General features: G+C 65.9%; 14 protein-coding genes. All 14 read left to right on the top strand.

What is annotated here, in order from left to right:
* The first annotated feature begins 168 nt into the window (after positions 1–168).
* The 14 genes from CGS25_RS09130 to CGS25_RS09065 all read left to right on the top strand — a co-directional run bounded on the left by CGS25_RS09130 (position 169) and on the right by CGS25_RS09065 (position 17,345).
* Positions 169–3,084, top strand: coding sequence for a FimV/HubP family polar landmark protein (locus CGS25_RS09130; RefSeq protein WP_198588741.1), 2,916 nt, complete (start codon positions 169–171; stop codon positions 3,082–3,084).
* Between the two features lie 219 nt (positions 3,085–3,303).
* Positions 3,304–4,110, top strand: a complete 807-nt coding sequence (truA, locus tag CGS25_RS09125; RefSeq protein WP_089032084.1) for a tRNA pseudouridine(38-40) synthase TruA — start codon at positions 3,304–3,306, stop codon at positions 4,108–4,110.
* 46 nt (positions 4,111–4,156) lie between these two features.
* A complete protein-coding gene (locus CGS25_RS09120) occupies positions 4,157–4,801 on the top strand; it encodes a phosphoribosylanthranilate isomerase (protein ID WP_089032083.1) in 645 nt (214 codons plus the stop codon).
* A gap of 62 nt (positions 4,802–4,863) precedes the next feature.
* Positions 4,864–6,075 carry a tryptophan synthase subunit beta gene (gene trpB, locus CGS25_RS09115; protein WP_089034494.1) on the top strand — a complete coding sequence of 404 codons (1,212 nt, stop codon included), beginning with the start codon at positions 4,864–4,866 and terminating at the stop codon, positions 6,073–6,075.
* A 41-nt stretch (positions 6,076–6,116) separates the two neighbouring features.
* On the top strand, positions 6,117–6,923 hold the full coding sequence (gene trpA / locus CGS25_RS09110; RefSeq protein ID WP_089032082.1) for a tryptophan synthase subunit alpha: 807 nt from the start codon (positions 6,117–6,119) through the stop codon (positions 6,921–6,923).
* A 38-nt stretch (positions 6,924–6,961) separates the two neighbouring features.
* A complete protein-coding gene (gene accD / locus CGS25_RS09105; RefSeq protein ID WP_089032081.1) occupies positions 6,962–7,837 on the top strand; it encodes an acetyl-CoA carboxylase, carboxyltransferase subunit beta in 876 nt (291 codons plus the stop codon).
* Positions 7,834–9,093, top strand: coding sequence for a bifunctional folylpolyglutamate synthase/dihydrofolate synthase (locus CGS25_RS09100; protein ID WP_089032080.1), 1,260 nt, complete (start codon positions 7,834–7,836; stop codon positions 9,091–9,093). Before accD ends, CGS25_RS09100 begins: the two co-directional genes overlap by 4 nt.
* A gap of 4 nt (positions 9,094–9,097) precedes the next feature.
* Entirely contained in the window at positions 9,098–9,724 is a 627-nt protein-coding gene (locus tag CGS25_RS09095) for an SPOR domain-containing protein (RefSeq protein WP_089032079.1), read from the top strand.
* Between the two features lie 280 nt (positions 9,725–10,004).
* The gene (locus CGS25_RS09090; RefSeq protein WP_089032078.1) at positions 10,005–10,526 is read left to right on the top strand and encodes a CvpA family protein; all 522 of its coding nucleotides are present in this window, start codon (positions 10,005–10,007) and stop codon (positions 10,524–10,526) included.
* A gap of 12 nt (positions 10,527–10,538) precedes the next feature.
* The gene (purF, locus tag CGS25_RS09085; protein ID WP_089032077.1) at positions 10,539–12,062 is read left to right on the top strand and encodes an amidophosphoribosyltransferase; all 1,524 of its coding nucleotides are present in this window, start codon (positions 10,539–10,541) and stop codon (positions 12,060–12,062) included.
* A 21-nt stretch (positions 12,063–12,083) separates the two neighbouring features.
* Positions 12,084–13,295, top strand: coding sequence for an O-succinylhomoserine sulfhydrylase (locus CGS25_RS09080; RefSeq protein ID WP_089032076.1), 1,212 nt, complete (start codon positions 12,084–12,086; stop codon positions 13,293–13,295).
* Between the two features lie 148 nt (positions 13,296–13,443).
* Positions 13,444–14,355: an AAA family ATPase gene (locus tag CGS25_RS09075; protein WP_089032075.1), complete on the top strand. Its 912-nt coding sequence runs from the start codon at positions 13,444–13,446 to the stop codon at positions 14,353–14,355.
* Positions 14,356–14,370: 15 nt separating this feature from the next.
* Positions 14,371–15,315 (top strand): DUF58 domain-containing protein, encoded by a 945-nt coding sequence (locus CGS25_RS19290; protein WP_101675278.1) that lies wholly within the window; start codon positions 14,371–14,373, stop codon positions 15,313–15,315.
* Positions 15,315–17,345 carry a transglutaminase family protein gene (locus tag CGS25_RS09065; RefSeq protein WP_089032073.1) on the top strand — a complete coding sequence of 677 codons (2,031 nt, stop codon included), beginning with the start codon at positions 15,315–15,317 and terminating at the stop codon, positions 17,343–17,345. The genes CGS25_RS19290 and CGS25_RS09065 overlap by 1 nt, the downstream gene beginning before the upstream one ends.
* The last annotated feature ends 248 nt before the right edge of the window (positions 17,346–17,593 follow it).

Here is a 17,593-nt window from a genome sequence, read left to right as displayed (position 1 = left end):
GCCCGTGAAAGCCTCAGCGCCCCTGGCCAGGGCGCCGTTCACGCAGGCGGCTGATCGACACGCCACAGCGCGGGCAGCACGGCGCGCCGGGCCAGCCGGCCGGCGCCAACACGGCCAGGGGGGCTGGCGCGGCTCCTTGGGACGGATAATAAGTAAAGGGTCTGATCGATGCTCCGAAAACTTGGGATAGGCTTTATTGCCCTGGCCGCCATGACTCCGGGGCTGTCGGCGGCGCTGGGGGTAGGGGATTACCAGCTCGATTCCTATCTGAATCAACCGCTGGACATGTCCGTCAATCTCTACGACGTGGGCGATTTGTCGGAGGATCAGATCCTTGTCAATCTTGCGTCGCAGTCGGATTTCGACGCCGCCGGCGTTGATCGAAGCTATTTTCTCACCGACCTGCGCTTCCAGATCGAGCGCCGCGGTGACGACGCCGCCGTGCTGCACATTCGCTCGCGCCAACCGGTGCGTGAACCCTATCTGAATTTTCTGGTTGAGTTTCTCTGGCCCACCGGTCGTCTGATGCGCGAATACACCGTGCTGCTTGATCCGCCGAGCTACGACAACGGCAGCAACGCGGTGACGCCGGCGCGGGTGCAACAGGCGCCCCGTCCGCTCGCCGAATCGCGCTCGCAACCTCAACCCCGCTCCGAATCCCGGCCGCAGCCATCACGGTCCCAGCCATCACGGCCGCCGCAAGCGCGTGCCGACAATGCCGCGCCCGCGCCCGCCGAGCCACGGCGTTCGCAGCCCGCCGCGCCGCCGCCGGCGCGCGCCGACCGCACCCCGGAAGCCACGGACCGCACCTACCGGGTGTCCGCATCGGACACCATGTGGAGCATCGCATCGCGCAACCGGCCCGCCGCGGATGTGTCCGTTCAGCAGACCATGATGGCCATTCAGGAGATCAACTCCGAGGCCTTCATTGACGGCAACGTCAACCTGGTGCGTGAAGGCGCGGTTCTGCGCCTGCCCAGCGCCGATCAGGTTCGTTACCTGCCGGAGCCGGAAGCGGTCTCGCGAATGGCGGACCAGAACCGGCAATGGCGCCAGCGGCAGACCCGTGATGAGCAGGTGCGCAACCCGCAGCGCGCGCCAGTGGACGCCACCGGTCGTGACACCCCGGCGCCACGGGACAATGACGCCTCGGGCCAGGGTCGGGTCACCCTGGTGACCCCGGACACCGCCGAAGGCGCCAGTGATGGCGACGGCACCGGGGCTCAACAGGGCGGCAGCGCCAACACCGCGGCACTGCAGAACGAACTGGCGATCCGTGACGAGAACCTGGATCGTCTGAATCGGGAAAACGACGAGCTGCGCAGCCGGCTCGACGACATCGAAGCGCAGATGGACACCAGTCGCCAGCTGATGAACCTGCGCAACGAGCAGATTGTCGCGCTTCAGCAGGAACTGCGCCGTCTTCAGGAAGAGCAGGGCGCCGACGTCAACCCGGACCTGCTCAAGGCACCGGCGCCGCCGGCCGCCGCCCAGGGCGATGAAAGTGAAAACGGCGACATTGACGCCGGCACCGCCTCCGAGCGCGCCGAAGAAGCGGGCCAAACCGACAACGCCGATGCCGACAACAGCGGCGCGGTTCCGAGCGACGCCGCCAACGGCACCGCCCAGGACGGTGCCGCGCCGAAGGCCGCCGCCGGCAACGGCATCGTTGATCTGATCATGCGGAACCTGCTTTATATCGGCGCGCTGCTGGTGGTTCTGTTGCTACTGCTGATGTTGCTGATTCGCCGTCGCCGGGATAACGGCGACGACGACGATGATCATCAATACGGCCCCGACGATGATGACCAGGGCGACGGCTTCGGCGGCAGTGCCATGGCGCTGGGCGCCAGTGACGCCAGCGAGGATTTCGGCGCACCGCCGAGCGAGGATCTGGACGACGATCAGATGGACCCGATGGAGCGCGCCGACGTCTACGTGGCCTACGGTCAGTATCCGCAGGCGGTCGATTACTTGCGCAACGAGATCAACCAGGACCCGCAGCGCGGTGATTTAAAGATTCGCCTGTTGGAGCTGCTGAAAGAAACCGGCGATGAGCCCGGCTTCCGCCAGCAGGCGGCGCTGTATGCCGGCACTGGCGCCGCCGTGGACGCGGCCATCAAACGTCTCGGTGGCGACCCGGGGGAGCGGGCCGGCGACGGCGATCCCTCCCTGGACGACCTGGAGCTGGATCTGGCTTCGGACCTGTCCGACGAAGCCGGCGACGATCAGCCCACGGCGGCAGCCAGCGACACTTTTGACGACGACGAACTGGAATTTTCCGATCTCGACTTCGACCTGGACGACGAGCCGCGCAATCTGGATTTGAAGGACGAGACGCCGCTGCAACTCGACGACCTGGTGCTCAGTGTCGGCGACGATGACGAAGGTTTTGACGACGAGCTGGAAGAGAGCGACCTGCAACTCGACACGCTGGAGCTGGACCACCCGCACAACGACCAGGCGGATGCCCACGACCGTGACGACGAGCAGAGCATTTCCCTGCAAGGCGCGCTCGAAGAGGGCAACGACGAGGCCGCCGCCGACGACGACAACCCGTTCGCCGATCTCGACCTGGAAGAGCTGGACATGCAGCTCAACGAAGTGGCCGAACGCAACAGCTCTCCGGCCGACGCGGATCGTCACGTGGATGCCGACGAGCTGGAACTGGACGATTTCGATCTTTCCCTGGATGACCTGGAGCTTGAGCCGGCCGATCCGGCGGACCCCTCGGCGGTGACCGGCGTCGAGGCCGACACCGGGAACCCGCCCACCGATGAACCGGACCGGTTGGACATCAGCGACCTGGAGCTGGAGCTCGATGGCGACGACCAGGCGCCGCCGGAAACCGTCACCGGTGCCGCGCCGCTGGCCGGTGCCGAAGACCGGGATGTGCTTGGCGACGACGACGATTTCGATTTCCTCGGTGAAACCGACGAGAACGCCACCAAACTCGACCTGGCCCGCGCCTACATCGACATGGGCGACGCCGACGGCGCCCGCGACATCCTCAACGAGGTACTCAACGAAGGCACCGGCGAACAGCAGGGCGAAGCCCGCGAACTGCTGGGACGGATTGGCTGACACGGCGGCAAGCTGGCTTACACGCTGCACGCGGCACGCTTGCACGCTCAGTCAAAACCCGGTCGCCGCTTGGGCGGACGTAAAAAGGGTTGCGGGCTCCGGCTGGTAGCGTGCTGCGTGTAGCGAGCGCATAGCGTATAGCGCCCACCCACCCCCTGGCGCGCCCCCCCATCGATGCCTTAATGTATCGCCCCCGTTTCAGCAGCGTTGCGAATTTCCATGACCCGAATCGCGGTGTCGGTAGAGTACGATGGCAGCGCCTTCCATGGCTGGCAGACCCAGCAGGAAGGGGTGCGCACGGTGCAAAGCGAACTGGAAGGCGCGCTGTCGAAAGTGGCCAATCATCCGGTCACCCTGTTTTGCGCCGGGCGTACCGACGCCGGCGTGCACGCCACCGCGCAAATCTGCCATTTCGAATCCGACGCGGCGCGGGACATGAAAAGCTGGGTAATGGGCGCGAACCGGTTCGCCGCCAAGGACGTGGCGGTGAACTGGGCGGTGCCGATGCCCGATGACTTTCATGCCCGGTTCAGCGCCCGGCGGCGGCGTTACCGTTACGTGATCTACAACCACGCCACGCCGCCGGCGCTGTTCCGGCGCCAGGTGACCTGGAATTACCGGCCCCTGGATGTCGACGCGATGGTGCAGGCCAGCCGTCATCTGATTGGCACCCACGACTTCACCTCCTATCGCAGTGTGCATTGCCAGGCCAAATCGCCGCTCAAGACACTCAGCCTGTTCCAGATTCACCGGCAGGGCCCGTTGATCATTCTGGAAGTGGAAGCCAATGCTTTTTTGATGCACATGGTGCGCAATATGGCCGGTGTGCTGATGAGTATTGGCGCTGGCCATCATGCGCCGGATTGGGCCGCTCAGGTGCTGGAAGCCCGTGATCGCCGCCAGGGTGGGGTCACGGCGCCGCCGTTCGGCCTCTATCTGGTGGACATCGGCTACCCGGAGCAATTCGAACTGCCGCGTTCGCCGTTGGGGCCGCTGTGGCTGGGTGGATTGAGCGCGATCTCATAGCATAATTGACACCATGCTTGCTCCGATCTGATAGGATAAGACATCAATGAACACTCCCCGGATCAAAATCTGTGGTATCACCCGGCCCGAAGACGCGGTGCGTGCCGCGCGCGCCGGCGCCGATGCCATTGGTCTGGTGTTCTATCCGCCTAGCCCCCGTTACGTGACCCTTCGCCAGGCCACCGCCGTGCTCGCGGCACTGCCGCCGTTCGTGACCACCGTGGGGCTGTTCGTGGACGCCGACCCGGCGACCCTGCAGGCCCACTTGAACGCGTTGCCGCTGGACATGCTGCAACTGCACGGCAATGAGACGCCCGAGTACGGCGCCGCCTTAACGCGCCCATGGATCAAGGCGCTGCGCATGCGCGACGGCGCCGATCCCGCCGCCGAAGCGCTGCGTTACCGCGCCGCCGGCGCGCGCGGCCTGCTGGTGGACAGCTATGTGCCCGGCGTGCCCGGGGGCACCGGCGAGCGCTTTGATTGGCGGCGCCTGCCGCGCGATGCGGCGTTGCCGCTGGTGCTCGCCGGCGGTCTGGATGCCAGCAACGTGGCCGAAGCGGTGCGCACCGTTCGCCCCTGGGCGGTGGATGTCAGTGGCGGCGTCGAGCAGCTTGCTGTCGATGGCCGCCGCCGGGGTGGCATCAAGGACAGTGCGGCGATGCGCGCTTTTATCCGTGCCGCGCGCGGTTGAGCGGTTCATCGTTGCCGATTTTCATTGCCGCCGAGAGCGGTATCAACACGAAGGAGCATGAGGTGACTGAACGTCCTGATTACAAGGCATTCCCCGACCAGCGCGGTCATTTCGGGCAATTCGGCGGACGGTTCGTCTCCGAAACCCTGATGGCGGCTCTGGACGAGTTGGAAACCATGTACCGGCGCCTTAAGGACGACCCCCAGTTCCAGGCCGATTTCGACTACGACCTGGCGCATTACGTGGGCCGCCCCTCGCCGTTGTATCTGGCCGAGCGCTGGAGCCGGGAACTGGGCGGCGCGCGGGTGTGGCTCAAACGTGAAGATCTGAATCACACCGGCGCCCACAAGGTCAACAACACCATTGGCCAGGCGCTGCTCGCCAAGCACATGGGCAAGAAGCGCGTGATCGCCGAAACCGGCGCCGGCCAGCACGGCGTCGCCTCCGCCACCGTGGCCGCGCGCCTGGGGCTTGAGTGTCACGTGTTCATGGGCGAGGAAGACATTCGCCGCCAGCGCCTCAACGTGTACCGCATGAAGCTGCTGGGCGCCAACGTGGTGCCGGTGACCTCCGGTTCGCGCACCCTTAAGGATGCCATGAACGAGGCCATGCGTGACTGGGTCACCAACGTGGACGACACCTTCTACATCATTGGCACGGTGGCCGGGCCGCACCCGTACCCGATGCTGGTGCGTGACTTCCAGGCGGTGATCGGCCGCGAAGCCCGCGAACAATGTCTCAAGCAAGCCGGCAAGCTGCCCGATGCCCTGGTCGCCTGCGTGGGCGGTGGCTCCAACGCCATCGGTCTGTTTCACCCGTTCCTGAATGACGACGGCGTCGCCATGTACGGCGTCGAAGCCGCCGGTGACGGCATTGACACCGGCCGCCACGCGGCGCCGCTGAGCGCCGGCCGGCCGGGCGTGTTGCACGGCAACCGCACCTATCTGATGGAAGATGACAACGGCCAGATCATCGAGACCCATTCGGTGTCCGCCGGCCTGGATTATCCCGGCGTTGGCCCCGAACACGCCTGGCTCAAGGACCTGGGGCGGGTGCAGTACGTCGCCGCCAACGACCAGGAAGCCCTGGCCGCGTTCCGTGAACTGACCATGGTGGAAGGCATCATGCCGGCGCTGGAGTCCGCGCACGCGGTGGCCCACGCGCGCAAGCTGGCGCCGACCATGGACAAGGACCAGAACATCATCGTCAATCTGTCCGGCCGGGGCGACAAGGACATCCTTACCGTGGCCGAGATCGACGGCATCGAATTCTAGGCGCGAAGCGTAGCCTGACAGTCAGCATAAGAGAGAGAGTCATGAGCCGTATTCAAGACTGCTTCGCCCGACTCGGTGAGCAGCAACGCAAAGCCCTGATCCCGTACATCACCGCCGGCGACCCGACCCTGGAAGTCACGGTGCCGGCCATGCACGCCATGGTCGAGGCGGGCGCCGACGTGATCGAGCTGGGGGTGCCGTTTTCCGATCCGATGGCCGACGGCCCGGTGATCCAGAAAGCCTGTGAGCGGGCTCTGCGCGCCGGCACCAGCTTGACCCGCGTGTTGGAAATGGTCGGCCAGTTCCGGCGCGACAACGACACCACGCCGGTGGTGCTGATGGGCTATCTGAACCCGGTGGAGATCATGGGCTACGCCCGCTTCGCCGACGCCTGCGTGGCCGCTGGCGTGGACGGCGTGCTGCTGGTGGACCTGCCGCCGGAAGAGTGCGAGGACGTAGCGCCGCTGTTTCGTGAACGCGGCATCGACCTGATCTTTCTGATCGCGCCGACCACCACCGACGCTCGGATCCGGTCGATTGCCGCCGCCGCCAGCGGTTACCTGTATTACGTCTCGGTGAAAGGGGTCACCGGCTCCGCCAGCCTTGATGTGAACGAGGTGGCGGCCCGCGTTGAAACAATTCGCAACCTTGCCCAATTGCCGATTGGGGTAGGCTTTGGTATCAAGGACGCGCAATCGGCACAAGCGGTGAGCCGGGTCTCCGACGGTGTCGTGGTCGGCAGCGTACTGGTCAGCCAGGCCGCCGAACACGAGCAGCACCCGGAGAAGATCGCCCCCGCCATGGCGGCGATTCTCGCCGACATGCGTGCCGCCATGGACAAGCCCTGAGCCGCCCCGCGGTTCGCGCAACAGAGTAGGCGTCGACGATGAGCAACAACTGGCTGGAAAAAATCCTTCCCGCGGTACGCCGCCCGGAGGAGAGCCGTCGTAACAATGTTCCCGAAGGGTTGTGGCGGAAATGTCCGCGTTGCGACAGCGCCCTGTACCGGCCGGAGCTGGAGCGCAATCTGGATGTGTGTCCGAAATGCGAACATCACATGCGCGTGGGCGCGCGCAAGCGCCTCAAGCTGTTCCTGGACGAGGGCCCGGTCAGCGAGATCGGCGCCGATCTGGCGCCGGTGGACCGGCTCAAGTTCAAGGATTCAAAAAAATACAAGGATCGCCTCAGCGGCGCCCAGAAAGAGACCGAGGAGAAAGACGCCCTGGTGGTGATGAAGGGCAAGCTGAACGGTCTGCCGCTGGTCGCCTGCGCCTTTGAGTTCCGGTTTATGGGCGGTTCCATGGGGTCGGTGGTGGGCGAGCGCTTCGTGCGCGCGGTGAACGTCTGCCTGGAGCAAAAGCTGCCGCTGGTGTGCTTCGCCGCCAGCGGTGGCGCGCGCATGCAGGAAGCACTGTTCTCGCTGATGCAGATGGCCAAGACCTCCGCCGCTCTGGAGCGCCTGCGCGAGGCCGGCTTGCCGTTTATCTCCGTGCTCACCGATCCGGTCTATGGCGGCGTGTCCGCGTCCCTGGCCATGCTCGGCGACGTCAATGTGGCCGAGCCGAACGCGCTGATCGGCTTCGCCGGCCCGCGCGTGATCGAACAGACCGTGCGCCAGAAGCTGCCGGAAGGCTTCCAGCGCAGTGAGTTCCTGCTCGACCACGGCGCCATCGACATGATCGTGGAGCGTCAGCATATGCGCGACACGTTGCACCGGTTGCTCGCCAACATGACCGGGGCGCCGCTGGCGGACGCTGTTTGACCTCTGCGGCCCTCCAGCTCCGGCACTGGCTGGAGCGCATCGAGCGGCTCCACCCCAGCGACATCGAACTCGGCCTGGCGCGCCTGCGCCAGGTGGCCGAGCGGCTGGCCGTGACCACACTGCCGATGCCGGTGATCACCGTGGCCGGCACCAACGGCAAGGGTTCGGTGGTTGCGCTGCTGCGCGCGCTGGCGGAGCAGGGCGGCCAACGCTGCTGCGTGTACACCTCGCCGCACATCCTGCGCTTCAATGAACGCATCCATCTGCCCGATGGCCCCGCCGACGCCGCCGCCCTGGTGCGCGCTTTTGAAGCGGTGGACGCGGCTCGCGGCACGGTGCCGCTGACCTATTTCGAGTTCACCACGCTGGCGGCGTTGTGGCTGTTCGCCGGCAGCGGCGCGCACCTGACGATCCTGGAAGTGGGCCTGGGCGGCCGCCTCGACGCGGTCAATCTGATTGACGCGCAGGTGGCGGTGGTGACCTCCATCGGCCTGGATCACACCGATTGGCTTGGCGACAGCCGTGAAGCCATTGCCGTGGAAAAACTGGGCATTGCCCGCGCCGGCAGGCCACTGATCTACGGGGAGATCGACGCGCCGGCCAATCTGGACCAGGAAATCGCGCGGATCGGCGCGCGGCCGTATCGGGCCGGCCGCGAGTTCGACCTCGCCGATGGCGAATTACGGTTGCGCGACGGTGCCGGGCAAACGGTGGCGTACCCGATGCCGGAGCCGGTGGCGCTGAGTGCCGACAACCTGGCCAGCGCGGTACAGGCGCTGTGTGCCGCCGGGCTGGCCCCGGCCAGCGAGCACCTGGCGGCGGCGGCGACGCTGCGCTTGCAAGGCCGCTGCCAGCAACTGCGCTATCGGGGCGTGGAGTGCGTGTTGGACGTGGGTCATAATCTGGAGGCGCTCAGCCGCCTGTTCACGCGCCTGCCGCCCTGCGCCGGCGAGCGGCGCCTGGTGCTCGGCATGATGGCCGACAAACCGGTGGACGCGGTGGTCCGCCGGCTCGCCGATGAGCCGCTGCGGTGGTATCTGGCGCGGCCGGATCTGCCCCGCGCGGCGGACACCCGCCGCCTGGCCCGGGCCTTGCCCGAGCGGATTGCCCCCCGTCACTGCGCCAGCGTCGCCGACGCCCTTGATCAGGCGGTGACGGATAGCGCGGCGGGGGATCAGGTGGTTATAGTGGGCTCATTCTTTACCGTCGCGGAGGCGCTGGCCGTCATCGAGCGCGAAACGGACCCGGGAGAGTGAAAAAGTGGACGTGAAATCCCGTCAGCGGTTGATCGGTTTTCTGCTGTTGTTGCTGTTGGCCGCGATCCTGGTGCCGCTGGTGTTGCGCAGCCCGGATGAAGTGCGGGTGGCCCTGGACATGTCGATCCCGGAACCGCCGGCCCTGGAAGAGCCGGAGGTGGCGCCGGTGATCAGCGACGACGAACGCCAGCAAACCGACCAGCAGATCAGCGAGCAGCGGCAATCGGTGGCCGATGCCGGCGACCTGGCCGCCGCCGATCAGGGCGCCGATCGGGCGCGGCAGCCATCCGCCGACGCCACACCGGAACCGCAAGCCGAGCCGGCCCCGCAGGCGCGACCCGAGCCCGCCGCCGAAGCCGAGCCGACCGCCGACCCGGACAACCCCAGCCCGGCTTTTACCGTTCAGGTGGCCAGCTTCAGCGACCGCGCCAACGCCGATGCCCTGACAGCGCGCCTCAAGGAGGCCGGTTACAACGCCTACGCGCGCGCCGTGCAACAGGATGGCAACACCTGGCAGCGGGTGTTCGTGGGCCCGGAAATCAAACGCGACCGCGCCGAAGCCCTGCGTCAGCGCCTCGCCGACGATAAGCGTTTTGCGTTGCAGGGCCTGGTGCGTGGATTCGCGCCTTGAGGCTGGATGCCAGACGCTAGACGCTGGACGCCGGACGCTAGAATCAAAACCCGTGGTTGAAGGCGTTGCGGCTACGGTAGGTGCTGTGTTCGTGCTGCCAGCCAATACGAAACCGCCGGGGTTGTCTTTAAGCGTCTAGCGTCTAGCGTCTAGCGTCTGGCGTCCGGCGTCCGGCGCTTGGCGCTTGGCGTCTCGCGTCCACCGCCCAGCCAACCAACCCATGTGCAAGCGAGGGAGCCTCTGTTAGACTCTGCGACCTGTTCCAACCGCGCGCTTTTCCATGAATCTGGCAGACGGCATCATCCTGTTTATCATCGCCGTGTCGACACTGTTGAGTGTGCGTCGCGGTTTCACCCGGGAAGCCTTTTCCCTGCTGACGTGGGTGGCCGCCTTTCTCGTCGCGCGCCTGTTCAGCCCGGCGCTGGAGCTGCTTCTGCAAGACCAGATACAGACCCCGAGTCTACGCACCGCGGTCGCTTTCGGTACCCTGTTCGCGATCACCCTGGTGGTCGGGGCGTTGATCAATCATTTGCTTGGCGAGCTGATCCGAGTGACCGGCCTGAGTGGCACCGATCGTCTGCTGGGCATGGTATTCGGCGCATTGCGTGGCGCGTTGGTGGTGGTGGTTCTGGTGGCCCTTGGGCACCGCTTTTTTGGCCAGGACCCCTGGTGGCGGCAGTCCATGCTGGTGCCGCATTTCGCTCTGCTGGAAGACTGGACCCGCCGTATGGCGGAGCAGTTGCTGGCCTATCTGATGAACTTCAATGGCCATCCGGCCCTTGGCACGACCCCTTCGTCCTAGAGGATTCTCAACATGTGCGGCATTGTTGGCATTGTCGGCCATTCCTACGTGAACCAGGCGATCTATGACGCCTTAACGGTTCTGCAGCATCGCGGCCAGGACGCCGCCGGCATCGTCACCTGCGACGGCGATCGCCTGTTTCTGCGCAAGGACAACGGCATGGTGCGGGACGTATTCCGCAACCGGCACATGCGCCGCCTGGTGGGCAACATGGGCATCGGCCATGTGCGCTATCCCACCGCTGGCAGTTCCAGTTCCGCCGAGGCGCAGCCGTTCTACGTCAATTCACCCTACGGCATCACCCTGGCGCACAACGGCAACCTGACCAACTCCGAGGCGCTCGCCGAGCACATCTTCCGTGCCGATCTGCGCCACATCAACACCACCTCGGATTCGGAAGTATTGCTCAACGTGTTCGCCCACGAGCTGCAACGCCGGGGCAAGCTGCAGCCGGAACCGGACGACATTTTCGATGCCGTGGCGGCGGTGCATCGGCGCGTCGAGGGAGCCTACGCGGTGGTGGCGATGATCACCGGCTACGGCATTCTCGCGTTCCGCGATCCGCACGGCATCCGTCCGGTGTGCTTCGGTAAGAAAGAGACCGATCAAGGGCCGGAATACATGGTGGCCTCCGAGTCGGTGGCGCTGTCCGCGCTGGGCTTTCACCTGGAACGGGATCTGGCGCCCGGCGAGGCGGTTTACGTGACCGCCGATGGCCGCCTGCACACCCGTCAGTGCAGCGATCATCCGAGCCTCAACCCGTGCATTTTCGAGCAGGTCTATCTGGCCCGTCCGGATTCCATCATCGATGACATCTCGGTGTACAAGGCGCGCCTGCGCATGGGTGAGAAACTGGCGGAAAAAGTGGAACGGGTGTGGCCGGATCACGACATCGACGTGGTCATTCCGATCCCCGACACCAGCCGCACCTCGGCGCTGCAAATGGCCAATCGCCTGAACGTGAAATACCGCGAAGGGTTTATCAAGAACCGCTACATCGGCCGCACGTTCATCATGCCCGGCCAGCAGCAGCGGCGGAAATCGGTGCGCCAGAAGCTGAACGCCATCGAGCTGGAATTTTCCGGCAAGAACGTGTTGCTGGTGGACGACTCCATCGTGCGCGGCACCACCTGCCACGAAATCATCCAGATGGCCCGGGAAGCGGGCGCCAACAAGGTGTATTTCGCCTCCGCCGCGCCGGCGGTTCAATATCCCAATGTGTACGGCATCGACATGCCCTCGGCCAGCGAGTTGATCGCCCATGACCGCAGCGAACAGGAAGTCTGCCAACTGATCGGCGCCGACAAGCTGATCTACCAGGATCTGGACGATCTGGTCAGCGCCTGCAAAGAGGGCAACCCGCACATCGAGGAGTTTGATTGCTCGGTGTTCAGCGGCCATTATCTGGCGGGTAACATTGATCAGAATTACCTGTCGGATCTGGAAGCCCGGCGCAATGACAACGCCAAGGAAAAACGGGAAAAAACCCGCGCTCTGGCCGACAACGAAGTGATTGATCTGCATAACTCCAACTGATTCAGACCAGCCGAGGTGGTAATGAGCGATAAACCGGACCCGAGTGAACTGCATACCGATACCCTGGCGATCCGCTGGGCGCAGTTGCGCACCGACGAGATGGCGCACTCGGACCCGATCTTTCTCACCTCGAGCTTTGTGTACGACAGCGCGGCCCAGGCCGCCGCGCGCTTTTCCGGCGAGCAGCCGGGCAATGTCTACTCCCGTTTCACCAACCCCACGGTGCGCGCCTTCGAAGAGCGGCTCGCCGCCATGGAAGGCGGTGAAAAGGCGGTGGCGCTGGCCTCCGGCATGGCGGCCATCAGCAGCACCTTCTTCGCGCTGCTGGCGCCCGGCGATCACGTGGTCAGCTCGCGCAGCGTGTTCGGCACCACCAATGTGATCTACAACCGTTATTTGAAGAAATTCAATATCGACACCACGCTGGTGGATCTGGCCGATCTGGATCAATGGCGTGCCGCCATGCGTCCGGAAACCAAAATCCTGTTTCTGGAAAGCCCGTCCAATCCGCTCTCCGAGATCGGTGACATCGAAGCGCTGGCCAGGCTTGCCCACGACCAGGGCGCGTTGTTGGTCGTGGACAATTGTTTTTGCACGCCGGCGCTGCAAAAGCCGATTGAGCTGGGTGCCGATCTGGTGATTCACAGCGCCACCAAATATCTGGACGGCCAGGGCCGTTGCCTGGGTGGCGCGGTGGTCGGCCCGGCCACACTCACCGACGAAGTGCTCGGGTTCGTGCGCTCCGCTGGGCCCAGCATGAGCCCGTTCAACGCCTGGGTGTTCCTCAAGGGCTTGGAAACTCTCGGCCTGCGCATGAAAGCGCATTCGGAAAATACCCTGCTGCTGGCGCGCTGGCTGGAGCAGCAACCGGGCATCGCCCGGGTGCATTATTCCGGCCTGGAGAGCCACCCTCAGCACCAGTTGGCGGCGCGTCAGCAAAGCGGTTTTGGCGCGGTGATCGCCATCGAGGTGGAAGACAGCGACGGCCACCGCGACCGCCAGGCCGCCTGGCGTTTCATGGACGGCACCCGCCTGATTTCCATCACCGCCAACCTGGGTGACGTGAAATCCACCATCACCCACCCCGGCTCCACCACCCACGGCCGCGTCGACCCCGAGGAAAAAGAGCGGGCCGGCATCACAGAAAACCTGATCCGGCTGGCGATTGGCCTGGAACACGTGGAAGATCTGAAAACCGACTTGAGCAGGGGGCTCAAAGCGCTCGGATTCTAGAACAAGTTAAAAGTTAAAAGTTAAAAGTTAAAAGGAGCTGGGCCGGTGCCCACCGTGGACTTTGGGCGTGGGCACGGTGAAACCGGATAGCGGCGAGCTTTTTCGCGTTTCAACTTTTCACTTTTAACTTTCTTCTTCGAGGGGGTTTATGCAGGCGTTGGATAAAGCGCTGGCCCAGGTGGGCAGCGTGGTGCTGGGTAAAACCGAACAGCTGAAACTGGCGCTGGCCTGCATGCTCGCGGGCGGTCATCTGTTGATCGAGGATCTGCCGGGGATGGGCAAGACCACGCTGGCGCATGCGCTGGCGCGGGTGTTCCGCCTCGACTACCGCCGTGTTCAGTTCACCAGCGATATGCTGCCCGCCGATATCCTCGGTGTTTCCGTGTTCGACCCCGACAGCCGTGCGTTTTCTCTTCGTGAGGGGCCGGTGTTCACCCAATTGCTGCTCGCCGACGAGATCAATCGGGCCACCCCCAAGACCCAGGGCGCCTTGCTGGAAGCGATGGAAGAGCGGCAGGTGACGCTGGATGGCGCCACCCGGGCGCTGCCCGATCCATTTTTCGTGGTCGCCACCCAGAACCCGGTGACCCAGGCCGGTACCTTCGTGCTGCCCGAATCCCAACTCGACCGTTTCCTGATGCGCATTTCCCTGGGTTACCCCTCGCCGGAGGTGGAGCGCGCGCTGCTGGCCGGTGGCGATCTGCGCGAAGCGGCCCGCGCCCTGAAGCCGGTGATCGACCCCAGCGGTCTGATCAAACTGACCGCCCATGTCGCCAAGGTGCGCGCCACCGACGAACTGCTGGATTACATCCAGCGTTTGCTGGAAGCCACCCGCGCCGACGACCGCCTGGAGGCCGGGCTGTCGCCACGCGCCGGCCTGGGGCTGTTGCGCGCCGCCCGTGCCTGGGCGTTGCTCCACGACCGTAATTACGTGTTGCCCGAAGACGTGCAGGCGGTGTGGTCGGCGGTGGCCGAGCACCGCTTGCAGTCGCGCCAGGGCGGCAGCGTGGCCGCCATGACCCAGTCGCTGCTGCAGAGCGTACCGGTGGTGCGTCACTGAGCGGGAGGAAGCGCCGTGTTCAAGCAAGCCTGGCAACGCTGGCTGGAACGCCGCCTTCCCCGCGCCGCTCAGGTACGTCTTGATCAGCGCCGTATTTTTATTTTTCCCTCCGGTTACGGTTTCCTCTATGTGCTGGTGGCGGTGCTGTTGTTCATCGGCGGCATCAATTACGAAAACAACCTGATCCTGGGGCTGTGTTTCGTCATGCTCAGCCTGTTCGTGGTCACCATTTTGCACACTTACCGCAATCTCTCCGGCCTGAGCCTGCGCGCCGGCGCCTCGCGCAGTGGCTTCGCCGGCGGCCAGGGCGCCCTGCAGGTGGTGTTGATCGCCCAACGGCGCGCGCACCGCAGCCTGTGGCTGAGCTGGCTCGATCAGCCACCCCAGGAAATCAGCATCGAGCCCGGTGAAGAGAGCGCGCTGTGGTTCAATCTGCCGTTGCCGCGTCGTGGCCGGGTGACACCGCCGCGCCTGCGGGTGCAGAGCCGCTACCCGCTGGGGCTGCTGCGCAGCTGGTCTCTGGTGGCCTTGGATCAGGCCTGCCGGGCCTGGCCGCGCCCACAAAGCACGGCGCAATGCCCGGCCGACGGTGGCGACGGCCACCGAGAGGTGGCCCGGGCCGGGCAAATCGGCAGCGAGGAATTCCAGGGCCTGCGCGCCTACGCGCCGGGCGATTCCCTGCGCCAGGTGGACTGGAAAGGGTACGCGCGCGGGCGAGGTCTGCACGTCAAACTGTTCCAGGAGCCCGCCAATGGCCGTCTGTGGTTGCGCTATCAGCGTCTTGAGGGGCAGGGCATGGAAGCGCGCCTTTCGGTGCTGTGCTATTGGGTGCTGCGTCTGACCCGCGAGAACCGGCCGTTTGCCCTGGAATTGCCCGATGCCACCCTGGCCCCGGGGCAAGGCGATGAGCACCGCCAGCGTGCCCTGGATCTGCTCGCCCGCCACGGCGGGCCACGCTGATGGCGCGCATTTATCAGATTCCCAGCCACGCGCGCACCTGGTTGACCCTGGGCATCGTCGCCGCCTCGCTGCCGCAATTGTTGCGCGGCCCGCTCTGGCAGGCGGCTCTGTTGTTGCTGGTGCTGGGCTGGCGGGCCTTGATCGAACGGCAACGGCTGGCGTCGCCGGGCCGGTTGGTGCGGCTGGCGCTGCTGGTGGCGACGGTGGCGGCGACCTGGCGCAGCTTTGGTCGGCTGCATGGCCCGGAAGCAGGCACCGCGCTGATCACCAGTTTGTTCGCGCTGAAGTATCTGGAGCTGGTCAGCAAGCGCGATGCCTATGTGTTGATCGTACTGGGCTATTTTGTCTGTGCCACGGTGTTGCTGTTTTACCGGGGGCCCGGTGCCGCCCTGTATGTGTCCGGCTGCCTGCTGTTGCTGACCGCCAGCCTGGCGGGCATCAACTACAGCGATACCCACGCCCGGCGTCGCCAGCATGTGCGCACCGCCGCTGTGCTGCTGGGCCAGGCACTGCCGTTGGCGGTGGTGCTGTTTATCCTGGTGCCCCGGGTGGCGCCGATGTGGAGCATGCCGCTCGGCGGCGGTCAGGCCCGCACCGGCATGAGCGATACCATGTCGCCGGGGCAGGTCAGTAGCCTGACCGAATCCAGCGCGCTGGCGTTCAGGGTCGAGTTCCAGGGCCCGCCACCGCCGCCCCGGGAGCGCTATTGGCGCGGCCTGACCTACAGTTACTTCGACGGCACCACCTGGAGCCAGGCGCGCCCGCGTGGTTGGCGTGACCGGGACACCCTGTACCGGGGCCGTGGCGCGGCGCCGCCCTGGTACCAGAGTCTGCTGGCTGCCCGAGGCGACGCCGCCGGCTATCGCTACCGGGTGATCATGGAGCCCAGCCAGCGGCGCTGGCTGTACGCCCTGGCGGTGCCGTTCACCGACCTGGATGGCATGGGCCTGGCCCGTGACTGGCGGTTGGTCGCCGATCACGCCGTGGACACGGCGCTGGGTTACCGGGTGCACAGCGTGCCGGCCGCTCGGGCCGGGGCGCTCACCCTGGAGCAGGCCGAGCGCGACCTGATGCTGTCGTTGCCCGAGGGCGGCAACCCCCGCGCCCGCGCCCTGGCCGAGCAATGGCGGCGGCAATATCGGGATAACAGCGCCCGGGTCAACGCCGCCCTGGGTTATTTCCGCCAGCGGCCGTTCCATTACACCCTGCAGCCGCCGCGCCTGAGCGGCGATACCGTGGATGGCTTTCTGTTTGGCACCCGGCGCGGCTTCTGCGAGCACTACGCGTCCGCGTTTACCTTTTTGATGCGCGCCGCTGGCGTGCCGGCCCGGGTGGTGGCCGGCTACCAGGGCGGTGAGATGAACGCCGGCGAATACCTTCAGGTGCGTCAGTACGACGCTCATGCCTGGGCCGAGGTGTGGTTGAGCGGGCAGGGCTGGGTGCGCGTCGACCCGACTGGGGCGGTGGCGCCGGAGCGTGTGGAACTGGGCCTGCGCGGCGCCCTGCAACGCGCTGGCGATGGCGCCGACGCGGCGTTGGGCGGCATCGGCCGCCTGCCGCTGCTGTTCCAGCTCCGGCAATGGGTGGACTACCTGGATTTCAACTGGCAAAAATGGGTGCTCGGTTACCGTCAGGACCAACAGCGGGCGCTCTGGCAGCGCCTGCTGGGCGGGGTCTCGCCGTGGCGTGTGGGGCTGGCGTTGATGGTCTCGCTGGCGGTGTTCGCCGCCGTGCTCGGCGCCTGGGTGTTGCTGCGCCGGCGTGACCGCCCCATCACTCCGTTGCAGCGGGAGTTCCACCGGCTGCGCCGGGCGCTGGCGCGCCGCGACCTGACGGCGCCGGCGGCGGCGTCCGCCGCTGAACTGGCCGCGCTGGTGAGCCGGGCGCGGCCCACCGCCGCCCGCGCCGCCGGCCACTGGCGTTGCCTGTTCGAGCAGCTCGCCTACCGGGGCGAGCAACCGCCGGCGCGGGCCGAACTGGCGGCGCTGGCGCGGCGGCGGCGGGCGCTGTTGCGGGCGCTGCGGCGCTGACGGCGGTGCCATCGGCCCTGCCCACGCGGCGGAAAGGTTTCTATCTTTGTGTAGGAGCAGGCCCAGCCAGCGACGGGTTTGATTCTGGTTTTCGCGTCGGACGTCTGACCGCAAACCCGTCAGGTTCGCGGCAAAGACACCGTGCCATTCGGCCAAAAGACGTCGCTTGCACGGCCTGCTCCTACGGCGCCGCTGTAGAGGCACTGTCAGCGTTACGGTGCGCCCGGTGCCGATCTGCAGGGCCTTCC

The sequence above is a fragment of the Alloalcanivorax mobilis genome (assembly GCF_002864685.1).
Classification (GTDB): Bacteria; Pseudomonadota; Gammaproteobacteria; order Pseudomonadales; family Alcanivoracaceae; genus Alloalcanivorax; species Alloalcanivorax mobilis.
Note: the sequence above shows the minus strand (reverse complement) of the source record. Positions and strands in the feature narration are given on the sequence as shown.

Excerpts from the sequence above, each read along its gene's own strand:
- CGS25_RS09130 (WP_198588741.1), top strand. The coding sequence starts at position 169 with ATGCTCCGAAAACTTGGGATAGGCTTTATTGCCCTGGCCGCCATGACT.
- truA (WP_089032084.1), top strand. The coding sequence starts at position 3,304 with ATGACCCGAATCGCGGTGTCGGTAGAGTACGATGGCAGCGCCTTCCAT.
- CGS25_RS09120 (WP_089032083.1), top strand. The coding sequence starts at position 4,157 with ATGAACACTCCCCGGATCAAAATCTGTGGTATCACCCGGCCCGAAGAC.
- trpA (WP_089032082.1), top strand. The coding sequence starts at position 6,117 with ATGAGCCGTATTCAAGACTGCTTCGCCCGACTCGGTGAGCAGCAACGC.
- accD (WP_089032081.1), top strand. The coding sequence starts at position 6,962 with ATGAGCAACAACTGGCTGGAAAAAATCCTTCCCGCGGTACGCCGCCCG.
- CGS25_RS09090 (WP_089032078.1), top strand. The coding sequence starts at position 10,005 with ATGAATCTGGCAGACGGCATCATCCTGTTTATCATCGCCGTGTCGACA.
- purF (WP_089032077.1), top strand. The coding sequence starts at position 10,539 with ATGTGCGGCATTGTTGGCATTGTCGGCCATTCCTACGTGAACCAGGCG.
- CGS25_RS09080 (WP_089032076.1), top strand. The coding sequence starts at position 12,084 with ATGAGCGATAAACCGGACCCGAGTGAACTGCATACCGATACCCTGGCG.
- CGS25_RS09075 (WP_089032075.1), top strand. The coding sequence starts at position 13,444 with ATGCAGGCGTTGGATAAAGCGCTGGCCCAGGTGGGCAGCGTGGTGCTG.
- CGS25_RS09065 (WP_089032073.1), top strand. The coding sequence starts at position 15,315 with ATGGCGCGCATTTATCAGATTCCCAGCCACGCGCGCACCTGGTTGACC.